A 14,654-nucleotide genomic window follows, 5' to 3' on the forward strand; every position below is an offset into this window, starting at 1 on the left:
GGTTGGTCACGCTCGCTACTGATTGAGCAGTGGCCCCAAATCACGTGCCCCGTGAAGAATGCGTTCGATACGAACGCCACGATCGTCCAGCGTGAAGAAGATTACGTAGGCTCCATGCGAGCAAGACCGCAGTCCGGGTCGTAGATCAGTGCGTTCGGTGTAGGCGAGCGGTGCGCGAGCAATTCTCTGCGCATGTTCGATTAATTCGTCTTCGAACTGAGACGCCCGTTCCGGGTTATCGAGCGCGATGAAATCGGTGATCTCGGCGAGATCCATCTCCGCTCGACGTGAGACCCGGACGCGCATTATTTTTTCGACGTTTTGCCCTTGCCACGGCGGGCGCGATTTCTAGCGACGACTTCTTCGATAGACCCCGCGTCTTCGCTATCGACCCCTTCTTGGATCGCGGCCCGCAGCTCGCTGTAGCGAATCTCGCGAAGCTTTTGCTCATCTTCCAGTAGGCGCAAACCGGCTCGCACGACTTCGCTGACGTTGTTGAAGCGCCCGGAGTCGAGCTGCTTCCTCACGAATTCCTCGAAGTGACTGCCAAGGGCTACGCTGGTGGGCATGGGAATGGGTTAACTAATAGTTAATAATAGATAGTCATAGTCTACGCCTTTGATGGCTGCCTTCAAGGGGCGATATTTCGCTACCCTGACGGTGCCCTACGCCATCACCGCTCGCGAGTGACATGAATCCCGCGCTCGCCGACGTCGACTTGCACGCCTTCGAACTCGCGTAGGAATGCCAGGAACGCGGTTTCGTTGTAAGCAGAGAAAGTGCCGCTGATCCGAGTGTCGCGCAGCGTTTCGTCGTCGATGTAGATAGGAACGCTCAAGTAGCGATTGAACTCGGTGGCCACTTCGCTCAAAGGGCGGCCGCTGATCACGATCTCGCGGCGGATCCAGGCTGTCTCTGCGTTGACGTCGATAGCGGCGATCTTCGGGATGCCTTTGTTCAACTGCGCTTGCTGGCCGATGCTCAGTCGCAGCGGCGTGTCAGTGGGCGCAGATGCAGGGCCGACGACGTCGACTTTGCCTTCCACGACGGTGACGGTGATGTCGCCGCCGGCACGTCGGTATACGTCGAACTCAGCACCCACAGCCACGACTTCTGTGCCGCCAGCGCGGACGCGAAAGGGACGAGTGGTGTCGTGGGCCACGCTGAATAGTGCTTGGCCGCTTTCTAGTTCGATCAGGCGTTCATGCTCTGAGTAACGTACGCGCGTACGCGTTTCCGAATTGAGATGAATCACCGAGCCGTCGCTCAAACGAACGGTGCGTTGATCGCCGTGCGCTACTTTGACCGTCATCGAGCCCGGCGGATTCACATACTGAAAGCCCCAGTACACCGCGACGCTCGCAATCACAGCAGCAGCGGCGAGTGGCAAAAAGCGAGTCGAGCGCCGACGCGAATCCCGGCTGAGGACGGCAGACGGATGCAACGCCACTACGTTGGCATCGCTCTCGGCTTGCTCTGGCGATTCGACTGTCAAACCATCGAACGCACGCGACATGAGCTTGGCCATGCGCGCCGTTTCCAGATACTCCCGCACGTTATGCGGGTTGTCCTGTAGCCATTTGAGGAACTCGACCTTCTCGGTAGGTGTGAGTTCGCCGCTCAACAGGCGTGCCGACCAGGCACTGGCCTGTTCGCGGACTGCGGCTCGAATCAGGTCATCCGTCGTTCGGTTCATGGCGCCTCCGTTACATCCATTTGCTGGCGACAGTGCAAGGTGGCTCTAGCCACCGCTTTCTCGACGGCGCTTTTGGTGACGCCCCAGCGCCGGGCAATTTCCCGATACGACAAGTTCTCCTCGTAAACCAGTTTCAGTACCTCACGATCTCGTGCCGACAGCGTGCTCAGGGCTTCGCGCAGTCGCACGACCAATCGTTCGGTGTCGATTTCTCGCTCGGTGTGCGCCTCGACGGATAGCTCCGGGGCGTTCAACGAGTCTTCCAGGGGCACGCGCAATGCCTGGCCTTGCCAGCCTTTGGCATGGGCCCGTTCGCGCAACAGATTGTCCGCGACGGTGAACAAGTAGCCTTGCGGATCGGCGATGCTGCTCAAGTCCTGTAAACGCAACAGGCGCAGGAACACCTCCTGACTCAAATCAGGGGCATCGGTCTGTTGCACGATCCGGCGACGGAAAAAGCTCGTCACCTGGCGCGCTCGCGCCGTGAACAGTTGATGTAGCAGCTTGTGCTCGCTCACCGCACCGACCCTATCCTCAATTCAGCCTCGATTGGCAACCCGCCTATGAGTAAAGAGGGGGCCGCGCGGCCACTGGCCACCCTGGGGGTGCAAATAAATTCTGGGCCCCAGGTGGACACTGCCCGCTGCGGCCACTCTTCATTTCCCAACAGGCCAACTAGCTTGAGCCAGCGGCCATACCACCACAATAATGTCGGGGAGTGTCGATGATGAGCCCAATCGCAAATTTCAAGTTGCTGTGTGCGATCGCCGTTGCGCTGGGCGGTGCCAGCGCCGCCGTCAGTGCGCAAACCGCAACATCCCAGGGGACTGCCGATTCGGCGATTGCCGCGCAGCCTCTGGAAGAGGCGCTGAAAATCGTCGAGCGTCGCACCGGCCTGCAGATCGTTTATGTCACCGCGCTGGTCGAAGGCAAATACTCGAAGGGCGCGCCGGCCGGTTTGCCGGCGACTCAGGCGCTCACCCATGTCCTGGAAGGCACGGGCCTCACCTTCAAATTCCTCACTGACCACACTGTGGCCATCCAGTCGCCGCGTGAGAGTGGCGCGAGCGTAGCCCAAAGCCCAGGCATGCAACGGATCGCTCAGGCGCAGGCGGTTGCCGAAACTCAGAATGCCAACGGCCCACAGGCAACGACTAGCAATGGCGGGGCCGCGGCTGCGGATACGTCGGCGGTGACGCTGGACGAGGTCATCGTGCAGGGCCTGCGCTTCCACGGTCCGGAAGCCAGCACGGCGCTCAAAGTGCCGCTGTCGATCAAAGACACGCCGCAGACGGTCGTCGCCATCACCGGCGACATGATGGATTTCGCGTCCATCAAGACCTTCAAGGATGTGTATCGCGTCGACCCGACCGGCGGTGCCACTCATCGCGTCGACAATGCCAGCGTGAATTATTTCCGCGGCTTTTTGCAGCAGAGTAACAACGCCATCAAGGTCGACGGCTTTCGGCTGCGCTCCAGCTTCAATCTGGACTTCGCGCCGTTCGAGCGTCTGGAGTTGGTGAAGGGTGCGACCTCCACCATGTACGGCCAGAACTCCATCGCCGGCACCTTGAATGCGATTTCCAAGATGCCCAAGAGCGAGTTCGGCGGCGAGCTGAAAGCGGAAATCGGCAGCTTCGATCATTATCGCGTCGATGCGGATATCTACGGTCCGTTGACCGACGATGGCGCGCTGGCGTATCGCCTGGTCGGCGCTCGGCTGGACGAAGATTCGTACCTGGACTACGCCGGCAAGAAGACCACGGTCATTGCGCCGACCTTGCGTTATCAAATCGGCGAGGACACGACGGTGTTCGCGCGCGTCAATTATCAAAAGACCGATTCGGTCACCATGTGGGGCGGCGGTCTGCAGTACCTCGGCGATTGGGATGAGGCGTACGAAACGGGTTTCGATCCTGCGTTGCTGGTCATGCCGAATCTGCCGCGCTCGCATTTCAACGGCGCGTCCTGGAATAACGCTGAGCATGAGGCCAAGCTGATCCAGGCGGGACTGGAACATGGCTTTGATAACGGCTGGGTGTTACGCGCCTACGCCCAACGCAACAAGCAAGATATTTTCTATGCTCGTGAGTTCACTGCGCTGTTCCAGGCAGACGGCGTGCCGCTGCATGCGGTAGCCGAGCGCAACGACAATCGCTTCACGCTCGAAGGCGCTGAAGTCAATTTGTATGGCGACATCGAGTTGTGGGGCCGCCCGCAGACATTGTTCATCGGTGCCGATTACTCCTCGCTGGAGAATCCGTTGTTGTATTCGCGGGTCAACGTCAACAGCCCGAGCATTTTCGATCCGACGTTCAATACCGCTGTGCCGCCCGTGAGGTCGCTGACGGACTACACCGTGTTCTCGCAGTATCGATCGGTGCAGAAGAATACGGGCGCCACGGCGCAGGTGTTCATTCGCCCGCTGGATGGGTTGATCTTGCTGGTCGGCGGCCGCTATTCCAAGGATGAGAACGGCACTCGGTCGCGCTGTTGCGGCGCTGGCGTGCTGGCCGGCACCGTTCCGTACAACAAAGCTGAGGTCAAAGTCGATTCGTTCACGATGCAGACCGGCGTGACTTATGCGCTGACGCAGAATCTGAACCTCTACGCCAGCTACGGTGAGACCTATTCGCCGCAGACCGGCTTGGTCAACGCCAATACCTACGTCGATCCCGAGGAAGGCACGGCGACGGAAATCGGTTTGAAGGGCGCGCACAGCGAACGTTTCTCTTACTCGCTGGCGTTGTTCGACATGGAACGAACCAACATCGCGCAGTCGCGGCCCGGCACCGTGTATGTCGATCCCATCGGCACTCAACGCAGCCGAGGTGTGGAGGCGGAGTTCCAAGGCACCATCGTGCGAGGCTGGGAGTTGTTCGGCGCGCTCGGCTGGATGAAGGCAGAGTTCGCCGATGGTCAATACAAAGGTCTGCAGCCCGTCGAGGCACCGCGCTTCGGTCTGTCGTTGTTCACCAGCTACGAGTTGCAACAGGGACCACTGCGTGGTGTTGGCATCGGCGCCGGTGTCGTGCACAAGCGTGGGCGCGAAACGTTCTTCATCGATCTCGGCCCGGATGGCCGGCCCTTGGCCTACGACTTCGGCGACTTCACCGAAGTGGACTTGCGAGTGTTCCGCAATACCGAGCACTGGCGCTTGCAGCTGTCGGTGACCAACCTGCTCAACGAGGAATACTTCACCTCGGATTCGTACAACGGCCTCGACTCGGGCATTCATATCAATCCTGCCCGTACCGTCATCGGCCAGGCGTCCTATCGCTTCTAATGGTCAGAGCATTGTTATTGGCGGCGCTGCTGGCAGCGCCGCCGCTCGCTGCTGCCATCGAGTTGGCCGATCTGGGCAAGGAAGTGCGCCTGATCGAAGCTGTCATCGCGCCCGAGGGTGGGCAGGTGGCGGTGGTGGGCGTGCATCAGGACTTCGTCGACAACCGTCTGGTGCGTTCGTTGCAGTTGGTCGATGTGAGCACCGGAGCGATTCGCGAGTTGGCGATTGGTCGTACCAGTGTTCGCTCGCCACAGTGGTCGCCTCGCGGTGATCGGCTAGCCTGGCTCGATGCCAGCGCTGGCGGCGAAGCGGCCATCCATGTGCTGTCACTGCAGGAGGGGCTCGCTAAGGCTGTGACCCTCAGTAATGTCGGTGGGGCGGTAAATAGCTTTCGTTGGAGCCCGGACGGCAAGTCGTTCGCGTTCTTGACCGATGCATCGTCAGCGGCGCGAGAGCCGTTCAATCGTTCGTTCGAAATCATCGATGGCAGCTATCTCTCCAAGGCTGCATCCGTAACGTCGCAACTGTGGCTCGTCGCTGCGGATGGTGGTGAAGCACGGCGTCTCTCCTCGGATGATGAAAATGTGACGGCTATGGAATGGCAGCAAGGCGGCCGAAGCCTTGGCTACATATCGGAACCCGCGCGTGGAGTAGATTCGCCGAAAGCGACTCTGAGCATCATCGAGGTTCAGAGCGGCACGCGTCGAGTCGTGACCGAAGTGCCGACGCCGGGCGGCAATGTGGCCGTGCTCGAAGTGCTGCCGTCATCCCCGGATGGCCGCTTGATGTCGTATGCGCGCTCGCGCAGTGGCAACCTCTATTCACAGCGACGGATTTATCTCGCCGCCACGAATGACGCCAAGAATCGTGACGGCGCGCCTGCGCTCCACGCTGACGGCCGCGATGCCACGCCTGCGCTAGACGCGAGCTTTCACGGCATGGCTTGGGTAGCCGAGGGCCGTACATTGGCGCTCTCAGCCAATCAAGGCACGCGAACCGCGCTGTGGCTACAACCGCTCGAAGGAAAATCGCAGCGACTCGACACAGGTGCCGTGTCCGAAGTGCGAGCACTGTCGGCTAGTCGCAATGGCACGCTCGCATTCATCGGTAGCGAGCCTCGACGTGCGGCGGAAATATATGTAATGACCAGTGCGCGCTCCAAGCCGCAACGACTGACGCAGTTCAATGCATGGAGCGCGGCACTAGAACTGGGCCGAAGCGAAACGGTGACCTGGACGGTGGACGGTTTAGCGCTCGATGGCGTGCTGACCTACCCGCCGAAGTTTGACGCCGGCCGGAAATATCCGCTGGTGCTCGATCTGCATGGCGGCCCGACTGGAACCTCGCTCGATAGCTTCGGTGGGTTTCATCAACTGCTGGCCACGCAAGGCTGGTTGGTGTTTCGGCCCAACTTCAGAGGCAGCGACAACGCGGGCGAACGGGTGCAGAGCGCGATCGTCGACGATCTGGGTGAAGGCCCCGGGCGCGATGTGATGGCGGGCATCGCCGCACTTCAGGCCCGAGGCATCGTCGATGACACTCGAATCGCGGTGTCGGGATGGTCGTATGGTGGATACCTGACTGCCTGGTTGATATCTCGCTATCCGCAGACGTGGCGCGCGGCGGTGGCAGGCGCTGCGATTACCGATTGGCGCGATCAGTACCACTTCAGCGATCTCACCACCTCTATCGGGCACGCCTTCGGTGGTTCGCCATGGGTAGAAAAAAATGCCGAGAACTATTGGCGTCAATCGCCCATGGCCAATGCCACGCGCATTCGTACGCCGACGCTGATTCTCGCCAACACTGGCGACGAGCGCGTTCCGATCACGCATTCATACAAGTTGTATCGAGCGTTGAAGGACAGCGGTACGCCGGTGCAGTTCGTTGCGTATCCGATTTCGGGCCATTGGCCGTCGGATCCCGTGCATCAGCGAGACATGTATGGACGCTGGCTCGGATGGATCGCGACGGCCTTCGCGGGAGACGTGCGGTGAAGTGGGCGTGTGCGGTTTGGTTACTGTTGCTGGGAATGACGGCCGACGCCGCTGCGAGCCTGCCGCTTCAGCCGACGCGACAGATCACATTCGATACCAGCGAGGGCACTTGGATTTCTGTCGACGTGTCTCGCGATGGCAAGACCCTCGTGTTCGATCTGTTGGGTGACCTGTATCAGCTACCCATCAGTGGTGGGCAAGCCGTTCGAGTCACTTCGGGGCTGGCGTTCGATTCTCAGCCGCGCTATTCGCCCGATGGCCGACAGCTGCTGTTCGTCAGCGACCGAGACGGTTCGGACAACGTCTGGGTCGCCGATGCGGATGGCAACAACGCACGCCAAGTCACTCGCGAAACCAACAACATTTTCATTTCACCGGTATGGACGCCAGACGGCGGCTCTATCGTCGTTTCCAAAGCCAGCGGCGCTGCAGGTGTGCGTGACTGGGCAACGCGAGGCGAGGTGGCGCTACATCTGTACTCGCTCGCTGGCGGCGCTGGCCTGAAAGTCAGTGGCGCTCCATTGTTGACGATCGCAGGCCAGTCCAACTCCGCGGCGGGACGCTACTTCGGCGCAACGTTCGGGCCGACGGGTGAACTGTTCGCTGCACTGAACCGCGGCGGCATGCGAGACGGCTCGTGGCAGATCGTGTCATTCGATCGTGAGACAGCTCAGGCTCGCTTTCGCACCGGCGCACCGGGCAGCGCGATGCGGCCCATGGTCAGCCCCGATGGTCGCTATCTCGTGTACGCGACACGCGTAGACGATAGAACAGAGTTGAGATTGCAGGACCTGGCGTCCGGAGAAACCCAAACGCTGGTGAGTTCGGCAACGCCAGATGCGCAGCGCGAAGGTGCTTATGATGCCAGCCGCGACTTGATGCCGGGTGCGGCATTCACGCCAGACGGTACCAGCATCGTGACCAGCTATGGCGGCAAGCTGTGGCGTGTCGATGTGTCGTCGGGTCGTGCCACGGCGATTCCGTTCACTGCACATATCGAGCAGGAACTGGGGCCGCTGGTGAAGTTCACTCAGCGTTCGCCCAGTGACGCGCCGACCGCGCGAAAGATTAGCGATGCGCGATTGTCACCCGATGGCAAGCGGTTGGTCGTCTCCGCGATGGAGCGTTTGTGGATGGTCGATGTTTCGGCCGGCTCAAGCTCGCGAGGTGCTGCTCAGCGTTTGACTCAAAGCGAGCAGGTTGAGTCATTCCCGGCTTGGTCGCCCGATGGTCAGTATGTGGCGTACACAACTTGGCGCGACGATGAAGGCGGGCACATCTATCGAATGCGAGCGGATGGTCGCGGTTCGCCAGAGCGTCTGACTGCAACGACTGCGTTCTACGAGAAGCCTGCATATACACCCGACGGATCGCGATTAGTGGCGGTGCGCTCGTCGCGGCAGGCTCAGTTGGAGAGTCGCAGGTCGCCCGGCGATCTGGTCAGCCTGCCTGCGAACGGCGGCGACATCACTGTCATCGCTCCGGTCACTGCAACCACGCAGGGCGGCCCGCACTTCGGTGCGCCGTCGGATCGAGTACTTATGTACGACGCGCAGGACGGGCTTGTGTCCATGCGACTCGATGGCAGCGAGCGGCGTGCAATCGTGAAGGTAGTCGGCCGTGGTGAGATCGGACCACGCCTTGGGACGGTGCCAGCGGATGATGTGATTCTGTCGCCTGACGGTCGGCATGCAGTGGCGTCGATGCGCGATCGCATCTATCTCGTTGCCATTCCGGTGTGGGCACAGACACAGACGCCCGTCGTCAATCTCGATGAGCCTGGTGCGGCGATACTGCCGACTAGTCGGCTCGACGTGACGGGTGGCGAGTCTCCCAGTTGGAGCGTCGACGGCAAGTCGCTTTACTGGTCGCTGGGTCGCTCGTGGTTTCAGCGGCGAGTGGACACTGACTCGTTACAAGATCAGCAGATCGTTCGAACGGACATCGAGATTCGACGGCCGACAGCGCGCGCGCCAGAAACATTGGTCATGCGAGGCGCTCGCCTCATTACGATGCAAGGAGAGCAGGTCATCGAGAATGGCGACCTTGTGATTGCCGATTCGAAAATCGCAGCGCTCGGTCCACGCGGCACTGTCGAAATTCCCGCCGACGCGCGCGTGCTCGATATAAGCGGCAAGACGGTACTGCCGGGCTTCATCGATATTGATGCAGAGCTATCACCGAACCAGCGTTGGCAATACCTTGCGAATCTAGCCTACGGCGTGACGACGGTTCGCGACACTCGACCCGCCAGCTCTGATTGGATGATCGATGCGGACTCAATGGAGTCAGGCAATGCGCTCGGCCCTCGCATCGTCTCGAGTGGTCCTAGAATATCGGCCGCGGCGCAGTTGCGTAGTCTCGATGAAGCGCGTGCATTTCTGCGCGGATACTCCGAACACTACGGCGCTCGAACGATTGCTCAGGAGCATGTCGGGGAACGCAGGGTAAGGCAGTGGCTTGCCATTGCCAGCCGAGAACAAGGACTGTCACCGACAGCCGCTGGCGGTGGCGATCTCAAATTGAAGCTGACCCTGGCGGCGGATGGTTACGCCGGTATGTCCGGCGCGATTCGCATGTTTCCAGTGTATCGCGATGTCATCGAGTACCTGGCTCGCAGCGGTACCGCGTACGCCCTCAACGTGGCCTCGACACAAGCCGATTATTTCTATCGTCGCTACGATCTTCGCAACGAATCCAAGTTGCTGAGGTTGGCGCCGTGGTCAGAGATCGAGGCGCGGCCGTTTCGGGGCCGTGCTGTGGCCGGCGCATACGGCGATGACTATTCCTTCCAACCGAAGGCGACTGTCGCGGCCGCGTTGTTGACCGCTGGCGGCAAAGTCACCGTCGGCTCGCGCGGGTTGCTACCGGGATTAGGATTTCATTGGGAACTGTGGGCCACGCAGAGCGGTGGGCTGTCGGCGCATTCGGCATTGCTTGCAGCCACGGTTGCGAACGCTGAGTTGCTCGGCTTGGGCGCTGAACTAGGTTCGCTCGCGCCGGGCAAGCGAGCTGATCTGCAAGTGCTCGATGGCAATCCGTTGCTCGACATCGCGCAGACCCAATCGATCCGCTACGTCGTGAAAGACGGGCGGCTGTATGACGCTGCGACACTTCAGGAGCGCTCGCCATGAACTGTCGCGACTATTGGTATTGCGTGTTGGCGTTCATCGGCATCGCGGCGCTGCCTGATGCGTTCGCGGCCGACGCTACACGGCTGCCACTGCAACCGACGCGCACGATCAAGTTCTCCACCGATGAGGGCACGTGGATATCGCTGGACGTGGCTCCAAACGGCAAGTCTCTGGTGTTCGAATTGCTAGGCGATCTCTACACCTTGCCTATCGCTGGCGGGCGAGCGGCGCGCATCACCTCCGGCATGGCGTTCGATTCTCAGCCGCGATTCTCGCCGGATGGTAAGACGATTGTTTTCGTCAGCGACCGTGACGGTGCCGAAAACTTGTGGCTGGTCGATGCCGACGGTCGCAACCCGCGAGCAGTGACGTCCCGCAAAGGTGACATGTTCATGTCGCCGGAGTGGACGCCGGACGGCGATTCGATCGTCGTCACTCGTTCCATCGGTAGCGTCAGCGGTTGGGCGTGGGGAAGAGAGACTCGCGATCTGGCGCTTTATATGTATCACCGCGATGGCGCCGCGGGCATCAAGCTCAACAATCTTACGCCGGTGGGCTTCACTCGTGCCGGAGCGGTGGGATTTACCGGCGCGGCATTCGGCACCGATCCCGATGTGCTGTTCGCTGCGATCTCGGCGGATTCGACCGATGCGGAACATGGTCTGTGGCAGGTCGTGTCGTTCGATCGCAAGCGAGGGACGTCCGTGCAGCTCACCGACGAGCCGGGCGGCGCGATGCGTCCTTTAGTGAGCCCGGACGGGCGCTATCTCATCTATGCGAGCCGTCGCGATGACGTGACTCAGTTGCGCGTGCGGGACCAGCGAACCGGCGACACACGTACATTGCTCGTCAATGTGACGCGCGATGCGCAAAGGGATCCGGACATCGGCCGCGATCTCATGCCGGGCAGTGCGTTCCTTCCGGACGGTACAGCATTCGTGACCAGCTTCGGCGGCAAGTTGTGGCGAGTGTCGGTGCCGAGCGGCGAAGTCGCGGCGATTCCGTTCACGGCCGAAGTGGAGCAGAAGTTGGGTCCGCTGCTGCATTTCGATCAAGTGATCGACGATACCGTGACGGTGCGGGAGATTCGTAATGCCAAGCCGTCGCCCGATGGCACGAAGCTGGTGTTCTCCGCGCTCGACCGGCTGTGGCTCATGCGTCTACCTAACGGCAAGCCTCAGCGCCTGACGACGGATGACAGCGGTGAGTTTTTTCCAACGTGGTCGCCGGATGGGCGTTACATTGCATACGCCACTTGGTCGGAACTCGAAGGCGGCACCATCAAACGTATTCGAGCCGAGAGCGGCGCGACCGCCGAAGCACTCGCCGGCGATACCGCTTACTACTACGAGAAGTTGGTGTACTCGCCCGATGGTAGGTCGTTGTTTGCTGTCCGCAGCTCACACCGTGCTCGTGCCGAGGCGCTGAATGAAATGTCCATGTGGCGAGACATTTCACCGGTGCCGCTCAACAGCGAACTGATTCAGCTGCCGGCCGAGGGCGGCGCGATCCGCAGCGTCATGCCACTGACGGCCGGTAAGGTGTATGCACCGTTTCATGGGGTACCGCATTTCAATCGTGCCAGCGGCGCGATGTATATATATGAGTACGACCGCGGCGTGGTCAGTGACAAGAGCCGACGCCCGTTGCTCACAGTCACCGGTTGGGACGAGGCAGGCGGTACCAACCAGGCCCAAGAGCCGGCCGACGATCTATTGATCTCGCCAGACGGCACTCGAGCTTTGGCGCTGGTGAATCAGGATTTGCACCTGATCGATCTGCCTGCCGTGGCAACCGCAGCCCCGCCGACGATCTCGGTCGACGACGGTTCGTCGAGTCCGCTGCCGATTCGACGCATTACGCGAACCGATGGAGCAGGGCCAGGCGGCGACTTTGCTGGTTGGTTTCCTGACGGGAAACGCGTGTACTACTCGCTCGGCAGTACCTTCTTCATTTATGACCTTGCTTCTCGCCGCACCGAGCGCATCGAGGTCAATCTCAAACTGCCTCGCGACCGACCTTGAGGGGCAGTGCTTTTAAGAGGCGCCCGGTTGATCACCATGAATGGCTACGAAGTGATCGAAGACGGCGATCTGGTCGTCGTCGACAACCGGATTCGTGCGCTCGGCCCGCGGGGCAAAGTTGCTGTTCCGACTGGAGCGCGCGTCATCGACGTTACGGGTAAGACGATCATGCCTGGCCTGATCGACGTGCACGCGCACCTCTGGCCGATCTGGGATGCTCATCGCAAGGTGTCGTGGGAGTACGCGACCAGTCTCGCTTATGGCGTGACCTCGTTGCGCGATCCGCAATCAAAACGTTCGGACGCGCTGATCTATGCGGATCGAATCGACGTGGGCGACATGCTTGGCGCCAGAGTGTTTTCCGTGGGGCGCGGTGTATTTGCTCAGGTGGGACTGCGTAGCTTGGCCGACACGCGGCAGGTGTTGCGACGTTACTCGGAGCACTACCGAACTCACACCATCAAGCAGTACCTGGTGGGCGGACGCTTGGAGCGGCAATGGTTCGCGATGGCGGCGCAAGAGCAGCGTCTGACGCCGACCACCGAAGGCGGCAAAGACTTCAAAATGAATCTGACGCTGATCCTCGACGGCTATTCGGGACTGGAGCACTGGATCGATACCACGCCGCTGTATCGAGATGTGACCGAGCTGATGGCTCGCAGCGGTATCGCTTACACGCTGACCACTAATGTGGAGTTGGATTACTTCTACCGTCGCTACGCGATTCACGACGACGCCAAGTTGCGGCGTTTCATGCCGCATACGTTCATCGATCGACTGCCGTATCGCGCTCGCTCCCTGGGCGTCGACGACCCGTATCTGTTCGAGCGTCACGCTGCCGATGCGGCCAAGATCGTCGCCGCCGGCGGCCGGGTTGCCCTCGGTTCGCACGGTAACTTTCCGGGCTGGGGCGTGCATTGGGAGCTGTGGGCCACCCAAAGTGGGGGGATTTCGCCGCACGAGGGTCTTAGAGTAGGCACGCTTGCCAGTGCCGAGGCGATTGGCCTGGGTCGGCAGTTGGGTTCGCTCGAGTCAGGCAAGCTCGCGGACCTGCTGGTCCTGGACAGCAACCCGCTGCTGGATATTCGCGCGACCTTGAGCATTCGCTACGTGATGAAGAACGGCCGGCTCTACGAGGGCGCTACGCTCGACGAGATCTGGCCGAGAAGTCGCGAGTTCGGCCGACAATCCTGGATGCTAAAGTCGCGCTCCGCGACGATTCATTGAGGAGAGTCCTGCTGTGAAATGTTCGATCCTGGTTGTTACCGCTGCGCTTGGCAGCAGCATCTTGGCCATGGCCAATGCCGAGACTGTGCCGGCCCCCGAGGCGCTGGTTGTCGACGGGGTACCGGCCGTGCCGGCGGAGCTGCGTAGCGCCACCGCGCCTTATATGGAATCGCGCACGGCGACCTTTGTGGGCTGGAATCCACAGTCCAAGGGCATCTTGATCACCACGCGATTTGGCAATACCAATCAGGTGCATGAAGTTGCCGCACCGAGTGGCTCGCGCGAGCAGAAAACCTTCGAACGCGAGCCGGTGGGAGCCGTGGGGTATGCACCGGGCAAGGGCGACGTGCTGGTGCTGAGTAAGGATGTCGGCGGCGATGAGTTCTATCAGTTGTATACGTTGGAGAGCGGCCGGCTGCGATTGCTCACCGACGGTAAGAGCCGCAACACCAGCGCGATGTGGAACCACGAGGGCACGCAGCTCGGCTATTCCAGCACTCGCCGGAATGGCACGGACAGCGACCTGTACCTGATCGATCCGCGCGATCCGAAGTCGAATCGGTTGGTGGCTCAGGTGCAAGGCGGTGGGTGGTCCTTCGCTGACTTCGCGCCGAACGGCGCGCGTGCACTGGTGATCAATGCGGTTTCGGTCAATCAGCAAGAGTTGTATCAACTCGAACTCAGCACCGGAAAGATGACGCGGCTCGGCTCCAAGAAGGCCGGTGTGGTCTACGGGACCGCTTCCTATGGACCCGACGGGACGATTTATGCGACTAGCGATGAAGGCTCGGAGTTCTTGCGACTCGGCGCCATCAATCCTAAAACGTCGGCCTTCGAGCCGTTCGCGTTGGCTGGCGCGCAGCCGTGGGATGTCGAAGATTTCCAAGTCGCGGCGGATAATTCTTTCCTCGCGTATGTGGTGAACGAAGCGGGCATCAGTCGGCTCCGATTGCTCGAGCCGAGCACGCGCCGAGCTTTGGGAGAGGCGTCGCTGCCCTCGGGCGTGGTGTCTTCTTTGAAGATTGCGCCTTGGGGGGCGATTGGCTTCACGCTGTCTTCATCGCAGTCGCCGTCCGATGCTTATTCTGTGGATGCGAAGACGTTAGCTGTGACGCGTTGGACGCGCAGTGAGACCGGCGGACTGGATGCGAGTCGCAACGCTAACGCGGAATTGGTGCGGACCAAGAGCTTCGACGGACTGGAAGTGTCCGGATTTCTGTATCGCCCGGATGCCACTCGATTCCCGGGCAAGCGGCCGCTGATCCTGGTGATTCACGGCGGACCGGAGAG

General features: G+C 60.9%; 10 protein-coding genes. 6 read left to right on the forward strand and 4 right to left on the reverse strand.

The genetic code is table 11. The annotated features are described in order from the left end of the window. Positions 1-15: 15 nt before the first annotated feature. From JNL55_RS06305 to JNL55_RS06320, 4 genes are all read right to left on the reverse strand, one after another. Complete coding sequence (locus JNL55_RS06305; protein WP_293850846.1) at positions 16-306, reverse strand: type II toxin-antitoxin system RelE/ParE family toxin; 291 nt, start codon at positions 304-306, stop codon at positions 16-18. Further along, positions 306-569, reverse strand: a complete 264-nt coding sequence (locus tag JNL55_RS06310) for a type II toxin-antitoxin system ParD family antitoxin (RefSeq protein WP_293850848.1) — start codon at positions 567-569, stop codon at positions 306-308. The genes JNL55_RS06305 and JNL55_RS06310 overlap by 1 nt, the downstream gene beginning before the upstream one ends. A gap of 104 nt (positions 570-673) precedes the next feature. Then, complete coding sequence (locus tag JNL55_RS06315) at positions 674-1,696, reverse strand: FecR family protein (RefSeq protein ID WP_293850849.1); 1,023 nt, start codon at positions 1,694-1,696, stop codon at positions 674-676. Next, positions 1,693-2,214 (reverse strand): RNA polymerase sigma factor, encoded by a 522-nt coding sequence (locus JNL55_RS06320; protein ID WP_293850851.1) that lies wholly within the window; start codon positions 2,212-2,214, stop codon positions 1,693-1,695. Before JNL55_RS06320 ends, JNL55_RS06315 begins: the two co-directional genes overlap by 4 nt. A 206-nt stretch (positions 2,215-2,420) precedes the next feature. Here JNL55_RS06320 and JNL55_RS06325 point away from each other — a divergent pair, with 206 nt between their 5' ends. From JNL55_RS06325 to JNL55_RS06350, 6 genes are all read left to right on the forward strand, one after another. Continuing rightward, on the forward strand, positions 2,421-4,982 hold the full coding sequence (locus JNL55_RS06325) for a TonB-dependent siderophore receptor (protein ID WP_293850854.1): 2,562 nt from the start codon (positions 2,421-2,423) through the stop codon (positions 4,980-4,982). Beyond that, positions 4,982-6,979 carry an alpha/beta hydrolase family protein gene (locus JNL55_RS06330; protein ID WP_293850857.1) on the forward strand — a complete coding sequence of 666 codons (1,998 nt, stop codon included), beginning with the start codon at positions 4,982-4,984 and terminating at the stop codon, positions 6,977-6,979. The genes JNL55_RS06325 and JNL55_RS06330 overlap by 1 nt, the downstream gene beginning before the upstream one ends. Then, on the forward strand, positions 6,976-10,113 hold the full coding sequence (locus JNL55_RS06335) for an amidohydrolase family protein (RefSeq protein ID WP_293850860.1): 3,138 nt from the start codon (positions 6,976-6,978) through the stop codon (positions 10,111-10,113). Before JNL55_RS06330 ends, JNL55_RS06335 begins: the two co-directional genes overlap by 4 nt. Then, positions 10,110-12,137, forward strand: a complete 2,028-nt coding sequence (locus tag JNL55_RS06340; protein ID WP_293850863.1) for a hypothetical protein — start codon at positions 10,110-10,112, stop codon at positions 12,135-12,137. The genes JNL55_RS06335 and JNL55_RS06340 overlap by 4 nt, the downstream gene beginning before the upstream one ends. Positions 12,138-12,173: 36 nt before the next feature. Next, positions 12,174-13,364 carry an amidohydrolase family protein gene (locus tag JNL55_RS06345; RefSeq protein ID WP_293850865.1) on the forward strand — a complete coding sequence of 397 codons (1,191 nt, stop codon included), beginning with the start codon at positions 12,174-12,176 and terminating at the stop codon, positions 13,362-13,364. A gap of 13 nt (positions 13,365-13,377) precedes the next feature. Next, on the forward strand, positions 13,378-14,654 hold a 1,277-nt coding region (locus JNL55_RS06350), incomplete at its 3' end, for a hypothetical protein (RefSeq protein WP_322111009.1).

The organism is Steroidobacter sp., from assembly GCF_016790065.1.
Lineage (GTDB): Bacteria > Pseudomonadota > Gammaproteobacteria > Steroidobacterales > Steroidobacteraceae > Steroidobacter.